Raw genomic sequence first — 13,912 nt, 5'->3', positions numbered from 1 at the left:
CCGGCCCGGCTACTTCGCCACTCCCGTGTGCCAGCTCTCCGCCAGCAGCCGGCCGGCATCGGGGGCCGACGCTCCCGGCAGTGCCAGGCCCGCCGTGTAAGTGGCGGCGTTGTTGAGCGTCAGGCTGTTCTTGCCGGAGGCCGACGGCAGGCCCGTCTTCAGGTTGACCGCCCAGTTCAGCTCGCCGAGGGTCAGCGGGCCGCAGCCGCTCACGCCGGGCACCGCGAAGGCCGCGTCCCCCTGCGCGTTGCCGGTCAGCTCGATCCGGTTGAGGAAGCCCCCGGTGTTCGCCGTGCCGTCGGCGTCGAAGCGGCGGCTGCCGATGGCGGGCTGGGTGAGGTTGCGCGGGCTCAGCACGATCGGGTCGGAGGCGGTGCCGATGTAGCACTTCGAGCCCAGGAAGGGGTTCTCCAGGTGGATGCGGACCGGGATGTCGACGATCGTCTTCCCGCTCTGCATGCCGGCCGTCAGGTCGAAGTTCGTGGGTGTGCCCACCGACTGCACCGTGGCGACGACCCGGTTGAGGCTGTTGTCCGTCAGCGTCTTGCAGATCTCCGAGACGACCGGGACGCCGCTCGGGCACATCAGTCCGAGGAGACCGCCGGGGATCTCCGTCGGAGCCCCCACGATCGATCCGCCCGCGGCCGGCACGACCTTGGAGGCACCGGTCGTCGTGTTGCGGATGATGCCGAACTGGAGGTCGTTGGCGCCGGTCGTCGCCTCGGTGTTGCCGAGCTTGATGGAGCCGCTCTCGGAGTGCGAGGACACGCACATCGCGATGTCGTTCACGCCGTCGGCGGCCAGCATGGCCGGGTCGTCGACCGGGCAGCGGCTGAACGGGGCCCAGTTGCCGTTCATCCCTTGCGCGGAGGCGGCACTCGCGGACGAGGTGCTCAGCGGAATGCCGACGGCCACCGCCACCAGCGCGCCGAGAAGAGCGGGTCTGACTCGCTTCGGGGCAGCACTCATTGATCGTCCAGCCTTTCTGGAGGAAGAGGTAAGGGGGTGTGCGCGTTCAGCGTTCGGGCTTGGGCCTCGGAGGCTCCGGGCAGTGCGCCGGCGCGCCGTCCACGCAGAGCGGGCCCTGCATCATCTTGGTGTAGTTCGCCGGTCCGGAGACCGCGGCGGTGAACACGTTGTCCAGGTCCTCGGTCGCTCCGCAGCCGGTGAACGGGGGGACGTCGGCGGACCCGAGGAGCGGCCCGCCGGACTTGACGGTGTACCCCTCGTCCGGCCCCGCACCGGTGGAGCCCTTGCCGACGAGGGCGAGCTCCATCGACCGGGCCGTGCGGCAGTTCGGCCCCACGTCGAGAGGTGTGCCGTTCACCGACACGTCGTACAGCCGCAGCTTCACCTGGGCCGTCGCCGTCGTGGATTCCTTCCGGCGGCCGGTCACCGGGTCCGGCGCCCCGTCGTTGAACGTGTCGATGTAGATCGGGCCGGTGAGCGTCATCTCGACGGTGGCCGTCGTAGGCATGAACCCGAAGGTCAGGAAGGTCGACCGGGCGGGTGGCATCTGGGGCTTGCCCCGGTAGTCCATCGTGCCTTCGCTGTGGACCCAGGTCAGCGAGCCGGTGGGGCAGCTGTAGACCGCGAGCATCGAGTTGAGCTGGAGCAGCAGATGGGCCGGGTCCTGGAATTTCGTGGCGGCCTTCTGCTTGTTCACATTGGCGTAGCCGGCCATGTAGCCGTGCGCCGCTCTGGGCGGCGCGGTGACCGGACCGTAGAGGATCTTGCAGCCGGGGAGTTCCGGCGCCGTGACCTCCTTGGTGTCCGCCGCGACACCGGCGTCCGCGTTCCGGGCGTCCTCCTGCGGCGTGGTGCCCGCGTCCGGGCCGTCCGGCGCGCCGGGCACGGTGCCGTCGGACGGCACCGGCACCCGCACGGTCCCGAGCTCCGCCGACTGGTCCGCGTCGGCCGTGCAGGTCACCGGGACGACGACGGGCTCGGGCGTCCCCCCGCCGGACGGCCGGACCACCAGGTCCAGTTGCAGCTTGCCCGCCGCGAAGACCATCGCGCCGCTGGACCGGGGGGTCACGGTGGGTACCGCCCCGCTCGCCTCGACGTCCGTGTCCCGGTCCGCGACGACAGCCGACTCCGGGATCTCCAGGGCCTGCCACATCACGTCCGTCGACACGCCGTTCTGCGTGACCGTCGTCTGCAGGCTCGCCGCCCCGGACAGGACGGGGGACTCGCCCTCGGGCAGTTCGCCCAGCAGTTCCGGCGCGAGCGCCAGGCCGATCCGCACCTGTTCCGGCTGGACCGCGACGCCCACCGGGGAGCTCACCGGCAGCTCCACGGAGACGGTCACGTCCGCCCCGTGTTCGCCCGATGCCGTCGTGCAGGAGTACCCGAGCCGGGTCTCCGCCACATGGGTCCCGCCGGCCACGCCCGTACCCGGCATGAGCCCTGCCAACAGGGCCATCCCGCCGACGGCACCGACCTGGCCCCATCGCCGGGAGCGGATCGACTTCATTCTCATCTCGGCAACCTGCCGTTGTCTCGGAGCTGACTGGTCGTCCGCGGAGGGGCTCGCACCCCCTCGCGGCCGGTGACTCATGGGGAATTCACGGTGAGGGGTTCGTCCAGCACGAAGGTGGCCGAGTACTTCACCCGGTCGCCTTCGTTCAGCAGACCCATGCACGAACCGTCCGTGGAGACATCGCTCATCGTGAGTCCCGCACCGGCGGTGATGCTCAGCTCGCCGGTGGAACTGCGGTACGTGACGCGGTCCAAGGAGCCGGAGATCCTCATCGTGCAGTGCCCCGTCCACGTATCGGCGGCGAAGGCCAGGACCACCCCCGTCAGCCGTCCCGCGACGATCCCTTCGGTGTAGCTCTCGGCGCTGAACTTCGTTCCGGTGGAAACCAGTTCGGCACTGAACGTCGTTCCCAGCGGTCCATGGCACGAACCGCTGACCGGGTCGCCCCATGCGAAGGCCGTGACGGCGCCCAGGTCCATACCGTCCGGATACACCCCGCTCGGCATGGAGCCCCGCACACGGGTCTCCGGCCCGTGGCACACCAGCTGCTGGCCGGTGTCGACGTCCTCGACCGCGGCCCGGGTCCCGTCCTTGAGCACGCCCGAGAACGCCCCGTCGGGGCGGGGGTTGCTCACGGTCCAGGAGTCCGCCGACGTCGCTGACGCCGATGTCACGGACAGACCGAGAACGGCCACCACTCCGGCGGCGGCCGACAAGGAACGCCGGATGATTCTCATGCACGCCCTCACTGCGGATGGGTTCGGCTGCGACCGGATCCCCCGCGCCGACTCCGTTCGGGAGCGGCGCGGGGGACCTCATGCACGATCAATGACTCACGCGTAGGTGATGCTGATCGGGTTGGCGACCTTGTACGTCGCCTTGAACGTGGCCGAGTCACCCGCGTTGAGCAGACCCGCGCAGTTCGTGGCGCTGTCGACCTTCAGGCCGGTGCCGGTGTTGATGGCGAGCTCGCCGGTCGCGTTGTTGTACGTCACGTTGCTCACGGTCCCGCTGATCACGGCGTTGCAGGTGCCCAGGATGGTGTCACCCACCAGGTTGACCTTGACTCCGGACAGGACGCCGGAGGAGATGCCCCCGCTGTAGCTGCTGGCGTCGATGCTGATGACGGCACCGGGAGCGAGCGATGCGGTGAAGCTGGAGCCGAGCGGTCCGGGGCACGGGCTGGCCGCGGAGCCCCAGGTGACCCCGGTGATCTTCGCGAGGCCCGCGCCGGAGGCATACGTACCGCTCGGGGCGGTGCCGCTGGCGGGGGACACCGAGCAGTCCACCTGCTGGCCGGTGGTGGTGTCGACCAGGGTCGCCGACGTACCGGCCTTGAGCGCGGCGGTGAAGCCGCCGCCCGCGGTGGGGTTGGACACGGTCCACCCCGCGAGGGCGGTGGCCGAGGCCGACGTGGCGGCGAGGCCGAGCGCGGCGGCGGCGACGGTGGTGGCGAACAGGGCGCGGCTGAGGGTCTTTCTCACGGAACTTACCTCCGGGAAGTGGAGTTGGACGTACCCGATTACCTCGCACCAGAGCCTGGGAATGGCCGGCTACGAGGGCGGCTCACATCGTGGAACGCAGAAGTCGATGGACTCGACTGCGTGATCGAACTCCGTGCGGATCGAACGTTACGAGCCAGTAGCCCAGCGCGGCAATACCCGACGCAGAAATTCCCGCCCCCTCTCGACAAATGCATTCCGCCTTAGCGAGAACTCAGCAGATCGCCACGGTTTCCTATACGAAAGTGAGTAGTTACGTCCGTGTCATATGCCCATGAGGGGTCCGGACACTCACCCCGGACACAGTCGGCGAGGCCGGGACGGACCACCGGCAACCCTCCTACTCATCAGTAAGATCGTTGGCGACGCGGCCGAATGCCGACCCGGCCCACCGCACCCGCCGCATCACTGAACTGCGCGGAGCGTCACGAGACCGCACCCCGGGGTCCGGGGGCGCACCGGAGGCCCGTCCGCCGGCACGGCCGGCGCCCGCACCGCTCGCGGCAACCGTACGGAGCCGGGCCGGGGACACCCGGGTCCGGATGCCCGGGAACGCCCGGACCAATCGGCTCCGGCCACAAAGAAGCTGATGAGTTATCCATTCCGGCTGACCGGTTCAGAAACTCCGCCGTGAATCCCCCATCGATTTCCCGAAGCCGAAAAATGCATCTCCACAAGACCGCTTTCCGCACCTTCGACGCCCTGCGGACCGGCATGCGGTGCGGCGGACACCGTACCGCGGAAGCGCCTCCCCGGAAGAATGCGCACCACCCGCACGAAATCCCACCAATCCCCCTGCCGGGATTTGGTTACCTACGGTTACTTTCTTGTCCGCGGCAGAGCAGAAGTCCGAAAAACATTGTCCGGAAGTGAGCACTCCCGCCTCACCTGCACCGAAGCACCCCCAACGGCCCCGCGATGCGTGCCCCCTGCACTTCGATCTTGCCCAAGTGGTGGGCACAACCGCTGACTTGGTCTATCTTCATCGCGAACTTGGTACGCACCTGTCGGTTCGTGGGAGCGCTTTCCCCACCGCCTGACCCCCCACCGGGCGCCGGAGAGCAAGGGGACAGTCATGCCAGAACTCATACAGCCGTCGGACACGGGGGATCCGCTGGGGCCGCTCCCCCAGGAATTCGCCGCCATCATGCGGCCCGAACTGCCGAGCCTCATCAAGGAGATAGGCGTCGAGGTCACCCGGGCCTACCCGGAATACGCACGGCTGCTCAACGGCCCCAACGGACAGGCCATCCGGGTCGGCGTCGAGCAGAGCCTCTCCTCCTTCGTGGACCTGGTCGCCGAGCCGTCCACCTCGACCTCGCTGCGCGACGACATGTGCCGCCGGTTCGGGCGCTTCGAGGCGTACGAGGGCCGCACCATGGAGACGCTCCAGGGCGCCTACCGCCTCGGGGCCCGGGTCGCGCTGCGCCGGGCCAAGAAGGTCGGCCGGAGTCACAACTTCTCGCCGACCCTCATGCTCAGCTTCGCCGACGCCCTCTTCGCCTACATCGACGAGCTCGAATCCCTCTCCCGCGAGGGCTTCCTGGAGGTGCAGTCGCAGAACGGCGAACAGACCGAGGCGATGCGCCGGCGCCTGCTGCACCTGATCCTCGCCGGGCGCCCCGCACCCCGTACCGCCATCGCGGAGCTGTGCGAGCAGACCGGCTGGACCCTGCCCGACGAGGTCACCCTGGTCGCCGTCCGCTCCCCCGCCGCCCTGGACCGGGCCGTGGCGGACCGCGACGTCCTGGCCGATCTCAGCGACCCCCAGCCGCACTTACTGATCCCGGGCGCGTTCGACGACGCCCGAAGACACATGCTGGACGAGGCGCTCCTCGGCACCCACGCCGCGATCGGCCTGACCGTGCCCACCGCCCTGGCCTCGGACTCGATCCGCTGGGCCCGGCGAGTGCTCGAACTCGTCGACACCAACGTCATCGACGACGGGCCCGTCATCCTCTGCGAGGACCACCTCATCACCCTGTGGCTGCTCTCCGACCCGGTCCTGGTCGACCAGCTCGCCCGGCGCGAACTCGCCCCCATCTCCCACATCAGCACCACCCGCCGGGAACGGCTGGTGGAGACCCTGCGGATCTGGCTGGACACCCGGGGCACCGCGGCCCACATGGGCGAGCTGCTGGACGTCCACCCCCAGACGGTCCGCTACCGGATGCGCAATCTGGAGTCGATCTTCGGCGAGCAGCTGACCGATCCCGAGAGCCGGTTCTCCACCGAGGCCGTCCTGCGCGCGCTCCGGTTGCGGGACCGGAGCGGCGAATCGCTGCTCTGAGTCGACTTTCAGCCGGATCACGTCACTCACCAAGAGTCAACTTACTTGTGAGTAAAGCGAAATAGCCGGTCACTCTCAAACGGTTGCCACACGGAGACGTTCTCAGCGAGAAACCCGGAACTGTGTGCCGTACACATGGAGGAGTCGGCCGCCCACCCGGCGGCCGCGCCCGCACCACCTCCTGGCCAGCCGTTCCGAGAGGGAACCCCTCATGACCGCCTCGCACCTCCTCGTCCCCGTGCCGATCCCGGACCGGGTCGCCGCGCTGATCGGGTCCTGCATCCCGCCGCACATCCTGCAGGCGGAGTTCGACGCCGACTGCGCCGCGCGCGAGGTGCGCCGCTTCCGCGGTCCGCTGCTCTGCGCCGAGGACCGGGCCGACCGCGAGCAGGCGCTCTCCGACCTGGCCCGGGCCAACAAGATCCTCGCCGCCCACCACCCCCGGCTCCCGGTGCTCCCCGGCAGCCCGTGGTGACCGGGAGCCCCCGCCGTCCGCCCGGCGCGTGATCCGGTACGCCCCGCGGGCGCCGGCCGCGGGGGCGGGCGAGAGGATGTCGGTCAGGTGCGGTGCCGCAACGCGGTCGACCCGTACGGGGCGGCCGTCGCGGCGCTCCGGGGCCGGGAACGGGCGGCGCCGTCACGGCCATTGATCATCCGGTCACCGACACGCCCCGGGAGAACGACATGACCTCCGGACCCCGACCCTCCGTCCTCTTCGTCACCGACCTCGCCTACGAGGCACGCGGACGCCGCTACTGCGACGAGGACATCCATCTGACGTCACGGCTGCGGGAGGACTTCGACGTCGCGCTCTGCCACCCCCGGGACGCCGCCGCGCTGCTGGACGGTTTCGACGTGACCGTCATACGCAACAGCGGTCCCGTGCTGCACTACCAGGAGGCGTACGACGCGTTCCGCGCGCGGGCGCGGGAGCTGGGCGCCCGGGTCTACAACCCGTTGCACGGCCGCGGGGACATGGCGGGCAAGCAGTACCTGGTCGATCTGAGCCGGGCCGGCCATCCGGTGATCCCCACGGTGGACCGGGCGGCCGATCTGGGGTCGCTGCCCGGGGCGGCGCAGTACGTGGTCAAGCCGAAGCTGGGGGCGGACTCGGTCGGTCTGCGGTTCGTGCGGGAGGCGACGTTGGCTGGGGACGAGGACGGCACGGTGCTCGTCCAGCCCCGGATCGACTTCCGCTACGAGGTGTCCTTCTACTTCGTCGACCACGACTTCCAGTACGCGCTGTACGCCCCGGACCCGGAGCGGCGGTGGGTGCTGGAGCCGTACGGGCCGAGCACGGCGGATCTGGAGTTCGCCCGCGGGTTCGTGGAGTGGAACACCCTCGAACACGGCATCCAGCGGGTCGACGCCTGCCGGACCGCTCAGGGCGAGCTGCTGCTCGTCGAGTTGGAGGACCTCAATCCGTATCTCTCGCTGGACCGGGTGGCGCAGCCCGTGCGGGACGCCTTCGTGGCACGCATGAAGGATTCCCTGCGGGACCTGCTGGGCTGACGACACGTCCGGCCGTCCCCCACATGCGGGGGGCGGCAGCCGGTGTGAAGGTGCAGACGTGACCACCACCGCCAGCGAGACCGCCTCCGCCGCGCAGAGTGCCGCCGCGCCGCCCGTGCTCGACCCGCGCCGCCGGAACATCGTCTTCGTGACGATCGTGCTGGGGATCCTGCTGGCGGCCCTGGACCAGACGATCGTCGGCACGGCGCTGCCGACGATCGTCTCGGACCTCGGCGGCGCCGCCCACATGTCGTGGGTGGTCACCGCGTACCTGCTCGCAGAGACGGTGGCGACGGTCCTGGTGGGCAAGTTCGGCGACCTGTTCGGCCGGAAGATCATCTTCCAGCTGTCCGCGATCATCTTCATCACCGGTTCGTTCCTGTGCGGACTGGCGACCGACATGATGCTGCTGATCATCTGGCGCGGTCTGCAGGGCATCGGCGCCGGCGGTCTGATGGTCACCTCCATGGCGCTGATCGCCGATGTGATCCCGTTGCGCGAGCGCGGCAAGTACCAGGGGGCGATCGGCGCGGTCTTCGGGGTGTCGACGGTGATCGGGCCGCTGCTCGGCGGGCTCTTCACCGACCATCTGAGCTGGCGCTGGGCGTTCTACGTCAATGTGCCGATCGCGATCCTGGTGGTGATCGCCGCGGCCCGGACGATCCCGTCGGTCAAGGCCGTCGGGCGGCCCGTGATCGACTACCTGGGCATCGCCATGGTCACGATCGGCGCGAGCGCGCTGATCCTGGCGACGAGCTGGGGCGGCAACGAGTACGCGTGGAGCTCGCCCGTCATCATCGCCCTGTTCGCGGGCGGTGTCGTCGCGCTGGCGCTCTTCTGCCTCGTGGAGTTCCGGGCGCAGGAGCCGATGCTGCCCATGCGGCTGTTCCGGAACCCGGTCTTCACCGTCTGTTCGGTGCTGAGCTTCATCGTGGGCTTCGCGATGCTCGGCGCGATGATCTTCCTGCCGACGTACCTGCAGTACGTGGACGGGGACTCGGCGACCCTGTCGGGCGTGCGGACGCTGCCGATGGTCGTCGGGCTGCTCGCCGCCTCGATCTTCAGCGGCAACGCGGTCTCCAAGACCGGCAGGTACCGGATCTTCCCCATCGTGGGCTCGCTGATCATGGTGGTGGGGCTGTATCTGCTCTCCCGGATGGGCCCGGACAGCGGGGTGTGGCTGGAGTCGCTGTACATGCTGGTGCTCGGGGTCGGGATCGGCCTGTCCATGCAGGTGCTGACAATCGCCGTGCAGAACACCGTGGACTACTCGGACCTGGGCACGGCGACGTCGGGCGTGACGTTCTTCCGCACACTGGGCAGTTCCTTCGGCACGGCGGTCTTCGGCACGATCTACGCCAACACGCTGGGGCCGAACCTGACCGACGGCGTCACGGCGGCGGCGCGGGCGGGCGGCGACCCCGCGGTGCTGGCGAAGGCGGCGCAGAGCCCGGAGGGGCTGCACTCCCTGCCCGCCGCGCAGTCGGCTCCGCTGGCCCAGGCGTACGCGGACACGCTGCACACCGTGTTCCTGTGGACGGTGCCGGTCGCGGTCCTGGGGTTCTTCGTGGCGCTCCTGCTGAAGGAGGTGAAGCTGCGGGACACCGCACGGGCCGGTTCCACGGACATGGGCGAGGGATTCGCGCAGCCCGGGGCCGGTGACTCGGCGAAGCTCCTCGAATTCGCCGTGGCCAAGATCGTGCACGGGGCGGGGCCCGACACGGCCCGGCGGATCGTGGCGGACTCGGACACCCGGCTGGACATGGCGGGTGCCTGGGCGGTGATGCAGGTCGAACTGTTCACCCGCATGGTGGGCCACGCGGGGCTGCGGCTGATCGCGGCCCGGCACCGGCTGCCGCCCGAGGTGCTGGTGCCGGTCTTCGACCGGATGATCGAGGAGGGTTACCTCACCGGGGACGGCCATCTGTTCACGCACACGGCCGCCGGGCGCCGGGAGGCCGAGACGATCACCGAGGCGTGGGCCCGGTGGCTCAACGACCGTCTGGACGAGAGCGGGGCCCGTCCGGACGACCGGCAGCTGCGGGCGGCTGTGGACGCGATCGCCAAGCGGCTGCTGGCGGAGGACCTGGAGCAGGAGCTCGCCCCGGAGCGGGCGCGGGCGGCGGCCGTCGCCTGACCGGGGCCGAGGAGCCGCCCGGCACGGGTCAGTCGACGAAGACCGCGGCCTCGTACACCCAGGCCCCGTCGTGCCGGACGAACCGGCTCTTCTCGTGGAGCGAGTCCGGCCGGCCGCCGTCCGTGCAATGCGCGCGGAAGGTGACCGTTCCCGTGGTGTGGAAAGCGCTGCCCTCCGTCGTCTCCAGCACCTCCAGGCGCACCCATCGCATGCCGGGGTCGAAGTCGACGGCGGGCGGCCGGGTGTCGGGGTGCCAGGTGCGCAGCAGGTACGCCGCGTCCCGGACGACGAAGGCGGTGTACCTGGAGCGCATCAGCGACTCGCAGGTCGGCGCGGCTGCGGTCCCGGCGTGCAGGCGACCGCAGCAGTCCGCGTAGGTGGCGGGCAGGCCGCACGGACACGGCGATTCCGCGGTGACCCCGGGGGGCCGTGCTCCGGCGGTGGCGGGCCGTCCCGGTCGTGTGGTGCGTCGTGACATGCGCCCATTGTGACCTGCGGTACGACCGGTCCGGAACGCCGGTGCGCACCGGGCGGGGGAACGACCGGCCGGTACGGGCGCCGGGGCCGGGGGGTCGGGGCCCGGTGACCGGTCAGGGCTTGCGGGCCACGCCCGCGTAGCCCGGGATGGGCCCGTCACCGGCGACCTCGACGACCTCGCCGAGTTCCGGGTGCCAGTCCGCGGAGAGCGAGACGCCCGGCTCGACCAGTTCGAGCCCGTCGAAGAACGTGGTGACCTCGGCGCGGGAGCGCAGTCGCAGCGTCATTCCGCGGGCCTTGTACAGGGCGGACGCCCGGGCCGCGCTGTCGGGGTCGAAGTCCCCCGTGGTGTGCGAGAGCACCAGGTAGCTGCCGGAGGGCAGCCGCTCGACCAGGCGGTCGACGAGTTCGGCCGCGCCGTCCTCGTCGCCCAGGAAGTGCAGCAGCGCCAGCAGCGACAGCGCGATCGGCTCGTCGAAGTCGAGGACCGAACCGGCCGCCTCGAGGATGACGTCCGGCCTGCGGGCGTCGGCCTGGATGTACTCGGTGGCGCCCTCGGGGGTGGAGCGCAGCAGGGCCGCCGCGTGGGCGAGGACGATCGGGTCGTTGTCGCAGTAGACGACCCGCGCGTCCGGGGCGGTCCGCTGGGCGATCTGGTGGAGGTTGGGTTCGGTGGGTATGCCGGTGCCGATGTCGAGGAACTGGCGGATGCCGTTCTCCGCCAGCCACCGGGTGGCACGGTGCATGAAGGCCCGGTTCACCCGGGCCATGTCCCGCCCCCTGGCGTCGAGGGCCAGCAGCTGTCGGGCCATCTGCTCGTCGACCGGGTAGTTGTCCTTGCCGCCGAGGAACCAGTCGTACATCCGTGCGGGATGGGGCTTGCTGGTGTCGATCTCGACGGCTCGGGGGTCGTGCCCGGTCATAGCGCGCTCCATGGTCCATAGGTCGGCGGACAACAGCAGTGTGGGGCGGGAACGGCGGCGGCGCTGCGGATTCGGGTGAGAGGGCCGGTTCGGGTGAGCGCTCCGGTCGGGTCCGGTCGGTCGGTCCGGGTGGGGGAATCGGGTCAGGTGAGGAGGAAGTCCGCCTGACCGGACTTGGCCCCCTGGATGAAGGCGGCGATCTCGCCGTGGGAGTAGATCAGGGCGGGGCCGTCGGGATCGGAGGACTGGCGCACGGCGACCCTGCCGTCGGAGAGCTTCATCGCTTCGACGCAGTTGCCCCCGTTCCCACCGCTCCACGGCTTGTGCCAGCCCTCGGTGCCGAGATCGGCGGCCGGCATGCCGTTGTATATGGGATCCATCACAGCTCCTTGCGGAAGTCCCGGAGGATTTCCTTCGTGCGTTGTGCAGTGGCGGCCTGAGCCGCCATGCGGTCCATGACTTCGAGGTAGGAGGCCACCTCGGGGCGCGCGTCGAAGTAGACGGCTCCGGTCAGGTACTCGCTGTAAACCATGTCGGGGAGTTCGGGGACGCCGAACCGGAACAGGACGAACGGGCCGTAGGTGCCCGGGTGGTGTCCCGTCGAGAATTCCGCGATCTGCAGTGTCACATGGGGAAGTTCGGTCGCTTCGAGCAGCCGGTCGATCTGACCGCGCATGGCCTCGACGCTGCCGACGGGACGGCGCAGCACCGTCTCGTCCATCACCACCCACAGCTTCGGGGCGTCCGGTCTGGTCAGCAGGGACTGGCGCTGCATCCGCAGCGCCACATGGCGTTCTATGTCCTCGGGTCTGGTCTGGCCGACGGCCCCGGTGCGCATCACCGAGCGCGCGTAGTCCTCGGTCTGGAGCAGACCGGGGACGAAGTGCGGCTCGTACATGCGCAGGAGGCTCGCGGCGCCCTCCAGACTGACGTACATGCTGAACCAGTCGGGCAGCACGTCGTGGAAGCGCTGCCACCAGCCGGGTTTGTTGGCCTCCTCGGCCAGCTCCACGAAGGCCTCGGCCTCGTCGTCGGCGACCCCGTACGCCTTCAGCAGCATCTGCACATAGGGGATCTTGAGAGCGACCTCGGCGGTCTCCATCCTGCGTACCGTCGCAGGCGCGACCCGCAGAACCTTGGCGGCCTGGTCGCGGTTCAGGCCGACGCGCTCCCGCAGATCCTGCAGGCGCTTGCCGAGAACGACCTGACCCACGGTCGGGGCGGACCGCGGTTCGCTCACTTCAGACCTCCCCATGCGCTGTTTGCGAGCAGTGTGCCATGCATGGGCCATCCAGAACACAGCCACTCTGAAATTTTCAGAGTGCCCCTTGCCAAGTGTTCACGACAGGGGGAGAGTTGGTGAGTGAACCAGTTCACGTAGTCGCGCCGGCCCTCATTCGCGTGAGAGCGCGGAGCGTGACGCAGCCCCCACTGTGAGGAATCGGTTGTGGCACCTGGCAGTGCGCTCATCCCCCGGCTCATGGATCTCAGTCCCGGGACGGAAGCGCTCCGGTACTGCTTCGCGCTGCCCGCGCACCCCGAGTCGGTGGCCGGCGCACGGCGGCTGACCCGGGCCCGGCTCGACCAGTGGCGGATGGACGCGGACACCCATGACGCGGCGATCCTGATCGTTTCGGAGCTGGTGACCAACGCGGTGGTGCACACCGTGAGCACGCGCGTCGTGTGCGAGCTGCACCGCCTCCACAGACGGCTGCGCATAGCCGTGCAGGACCAGGGACACCAGCCCGGCGGGCCGCAGTTGCGCCGCACCTCCGACGACGAGCACGGGCGCGGCCTGCTGCTCGTCGACGCGATGTGCAGCGCCTGGGGCTCCCGTGACACGGGCAACGGCTCGGGCCGCATCGTCTGGGCGGAGCTGTCGCACGGCCCGGAGCAGTCATGTTGAAGAACGCGATGTCCCACCTGCTCAAAGCCCGTCGCTCCCGCGATCCCCGGCTCACCACGGACACGGTGCGCCTGCCGCTGCCGCCCGCGCTGTCGGCGAGCCTGGGCTGCGACGCGGTGGGGGTTCCCGCCAGGTACGGCTTCCGGCTGATGTCCCACCTGCCGCGCACCGGCTGCGTCTTCGCGGACGCCGACCGCTGGTGGTGGATCGTGCCCGCGGGCTCGGACCTCGATCTGGACTGGCCGCAGCAGGTCTCCTACGCGAAAGGGGCCTACGTCCCGGCCGCGCGCCCCCGGTTGATCCACCAGCCCGACAACCGCACGCCGTACACCCCGCCCATTCCGCTCTTCCTGATGGTGTGCCAAGTGACCGGTGTGGCCCCGTCATGGGCACCGTCCGGCGGCGAGCGGGCCATCTCCGCCCCCTGATATCCCCTTCCATGGCACGGGGGGTGACCGGCGCCCCTTCCGGCCGCACGGTCCGCACGCCTCGTTCATTCACGGAACGTGACGAGTTCGACCGCAACGGGCCGCGGACCGCCTCCGCCGCGACCGACCACGGCCGACCGCGGACCACTGCGGAAAAGGCACCCGGGACAGGCGACGGAACGACACCTTCCGCTCGTGGCACGACGGCCGGCACTCCTCGCGCACCGGCCGCACCGGAAAGGCGCCTTGCCCGAG

At 70.1% G+C, this 13,912-nt stretch carries 14 protein-coding genes; 6 read left to right on the top strand and 8 right to left on the bottom strand.

Features of this window, described 5'->3' with window-relative positions; all coding sequences use genetic code 11:
* Positions 1 to 9 precede the first annotated feature (9 nt).
* The 4 genes from ABZZ04_RS27620 to ABZZ04_RS27605 form a co-directional block, all read right to left on the bottom strand.
* On the bottom strand, positions 10 to 969 hold the full coding sequence (locus ABZZ04_RS27620; RefSeq protein ID WP_356934926.1) for a hypothetical protein: 960 nt from the start codon (positions 967 to 969) through the stop codon (positions 10 to 12).
* Positions 970 to 1,015: 46 nt separating this feature from the next.
* Complete coding sequence (locus ABZZ04_RS27615) at positions 1,016 to 2,482, bottom strand: DUF6801 domain-containing protein (RefSeq protein WP_356934925.1); 1,467 nt, start codon at positions 2,480 to 2,482, stop codon at positions 1,016 to 1,018.
* A gap of 74 nt (positions 2,483 to 2,556) precedes the next feature.
* Positions 2,557 to 3,219: a hypothetical protein gene (locus ABZZ04_RS27610; RefSeq protein ID WP_356934924.1), complete on the bottom strand. Its 663-nt coding sequence runs from the start codon at positions 3,217 to 3,219 to the stop codon at positions 2,557 to 2,559.
* Positions 3,220 to 3,315: 96 nt separating this feature from the next.
* Complete coding sequence (locus ABZZ04_RS27605; protein WP_356934923.1) at positions 3,316 to 3,966, bottom strand: hypothetical protein; 651 nt, start codon at positions 3,964 to 3,966, stop codon at positions 3,316 to 3,318.
* Between the two features lie 1,093 nt (positions 3,967 to 5,059).
* On the opposite strand from ABZZ04_RS27605, the gene ABZZ04_RS27600 reads away from it, so the two are divergent.
* From ABZZ04_RS27600 to ABZZ04_RS27585, 4 genes are all read left to right on the top strand, one after another.
* Entirely contained in the window at positions 5,060 to 6,274 is a 1,215-nt protein-coding gene (locus tag ABZZ04_RS27600) for a helix-turn-helix domain-containing protein (RefSeq protein ID WP_356934922.1), read from the top strand.
* Between the two features lie 211 nt (positions 6,275 to 6,485).
* The gene (locus ABZZ04_RS27595; RefSeq protein ID WP_148832590.1) at positions 6,486 to 6,749 is read left to right on the top strand and encodes a hypothetical protein; all 264 of its coding nucleotides are present in this window, start codon (positions 6,486 to 6,488) and stop codon (positions 6,747 to 6,749) included.
* 209 nt (positions 6,750 to 6,958) lie between these two features.
* The gene (locus ABZZ04_RS27590; protein ID WP_356934921.1) at positions 6,959 to 7,786 is read left to right on the top strand and encodes a hypothetical protein; all 828 of its coding nucleotides are present in this window, start codon (positions 6,959 to 6,961) and stop codon (positions 7,784 to 7,786) included.
* Positions 7,787 to 7,844: 58 nt separating this feature from the next.
* Positions 7,845 to 9,923: an MDR family MFS transporter gene (locus tag ABZZ04_RS27585; protein ID WP_356934920.1), complete on the top strand. Its 2,079-nt coding sequence runs from the start codon at positions 7,845 to 7,847 to the stop codon at positions 9,921 to 9,923.
* A 28-nt stretch (positions 9,924 to 9,951) separates the two neighbouring features.
* Here the strand turns inward: ABZZ04_RS27585 and ABZZ04_RS27580 are convergent, their stop codons facing one another.
* The 4 genes from ABZZ04_RS27580 to ABZZ04_RS27565 form a co-directional block, all read right to left on the bottom strand.
* A complete protein-coding gene (locus ABZZ04_RS27580; RefSeq protein ID WP_356934919.1) occupies positions 9,952 to 10,401 on the bottom strand; it encodes a YchJ family metal-binding protein in 450 nt (149 codons plus the stop codon).
* A 112-nt stretch (positions 10,402 to 10,513) separates the two neighbouring features.
* A complete protein-coding gene (locus ABZZ04_RS27575) occupies positions 10,514 to 11,323 on the bottom strand; it encodes an SAM-dependent methyltransferase (RefSeq protein WP_356934918.1) in 810 nt (269 codons plus the stop codon).
* Between the two features lie 143 nt (positions 11,324 to 11,466).
* On the bottom strand, positions 11,467 to 11,703 hold the full coding sequence (locus tag ABZZ04_RS27570) for a DUF397 domain-containing protein (RefSeq protein ID WP_148832508.1): 237 nt from the start codon (positions 11,701 to 11,703) through the stop codon (positions 11,467 to 11,469).
* Positions 11,703 to 12,563 (bottom strand): helix-turn-helix transcriptional regulator, encoded by an 861-nt coding sequence (locus ABZZ04_RS27565; RefSeq protein WP_148832511.1) that lies wholly within the window; start codon positions 12,561 to 12,563, stop codon positions 11,703 to 11,705. Before ABZZ04_RS27565 ends, ABZZ04_RS27570 begins: the two co-directional genes overlap by 1 nt.
* Positions 12,564 to 12,770: 207 nt before the next feature.
* On the opposite strand from ABZZ04_RS27565, the gene ABZZ04_RS27560 reads away from it, so the two are divergent.
* Positions 12,771 to 13,229, top strand: a complete 459-nt coding sequence (locus ABZZ04_RS27560; RefSeq protein WP_356934917.1) for an ATP-binding protein — start codon at positions 12,771 to 12,773, stop codon at positions 13,227 to 13,229.
* Positions 13,223 to 13,657 carry a hypothetical protein gene (locus ABZZ04_RS27555; RefSeq protein WP_356934916.1) on the top strand — a complete coding sequence of 145 codons (435 nt, stop codon included), beginning with the start codon at positions 13,223 to 13,225 and terminating at the stop codon, positions 13,655 to 13,657. The genes ABZZ04_RS27560 and ABZZ04_RS27555 overlap by 7 nt, the downstream gene beginning before the upstream one ends.
* Positions 13,658 to 13,912: the final 255 nt, after the last annotated feature.

This window comes from Streptomyces sp. NPDC006435 (assembly GCF_040612315.1).
Taxonomy (GTDB): domain Bacteria; phylum Actinomycetota; class Actinomycetes; order Streptomycetales; family Streptomycetaceae; genus Streptomyces.
This window is presented reverse-complemented; position numbering and strand designations above follow the sequence as displayed.

Excerpts from the sequence above, each read along its gene's own strand:
- ABZZ04_RS27620 (WP_356934926.1), bottom strand. The coding sequence starts at position 969 with ATGAGTGCTGCCCCGAAGCGAGTCAGACCCGCTCTTCTCGGCGCGCTG.
- ABZZ04_RS27615 (WP_356934925.1), bottom strand. The coding sequence starts at position 2,482 with ATGAGAATGAAGTCGATCCGCTCCCGGCGATGGGGCCAGGTCGGTGCC.
- ABZZ04_RS27610 (WP_356934924.1), bottom strand. The coding sequence starts at position 3,219 with ATGAGAATCATCCGGCGTTCCTTGTCGGCCGCCGCCGGAGTGGTGGCC.
- ABZZ04_RS27600 (WP_356934922.1), top strand. The coding sequence starts at position 5,060 with ATGCCAGAACTCATACAGCCGTCGGACACGGGGGATCCGCTGGGGCCG.
- ABZZ04_RS27595 (WP_148832590.1), top strand. The coding sequence starts at position 6,486 with ATGACCGCCTCGCACCTCCTCGTCCCCGTGCCGATCCCGGACCGGGTC.
- ABZZ04_RS27590 (WP_356934921.1), top strand. The coding sequence starts at position 6,959 with ATGACCTCCGGACCCCGACCCTCCGTCCTCTTCGTCACCGACCTCGCC.
- ABZZ04_RS27580 (WP_356934919.1), bottom strand. The coding sequence starts at position 10,401 with ATGTCACGACGCACCACACGACCGGGACGGCCCGCCACCGCCGGAGCA.
- ABZZ04_RS27575 (WP_356934918.1), bottom strand. The coding sequence starts at position 11,323 with ATGACCGGGCACGACCCCCGAGCCGTCGAGATCGACACCAGCAAGCCC.
- ABZZ04_RS27570 (WP_148832508.1), bottom strand. The coding sequence starts at position 11,703 with ATGGATCCCATATACAACGGCATGCCGGCCGCCGATCTCGGCACCGAG.
- ABZZ04_RS27555 (WP_356934916.1), top strand. The coding sequence starts at position 13,223 with ATGTTGAAGAACGCGATGTCCCACCTGCTCAAAGCCCGTCGCTCCCGC.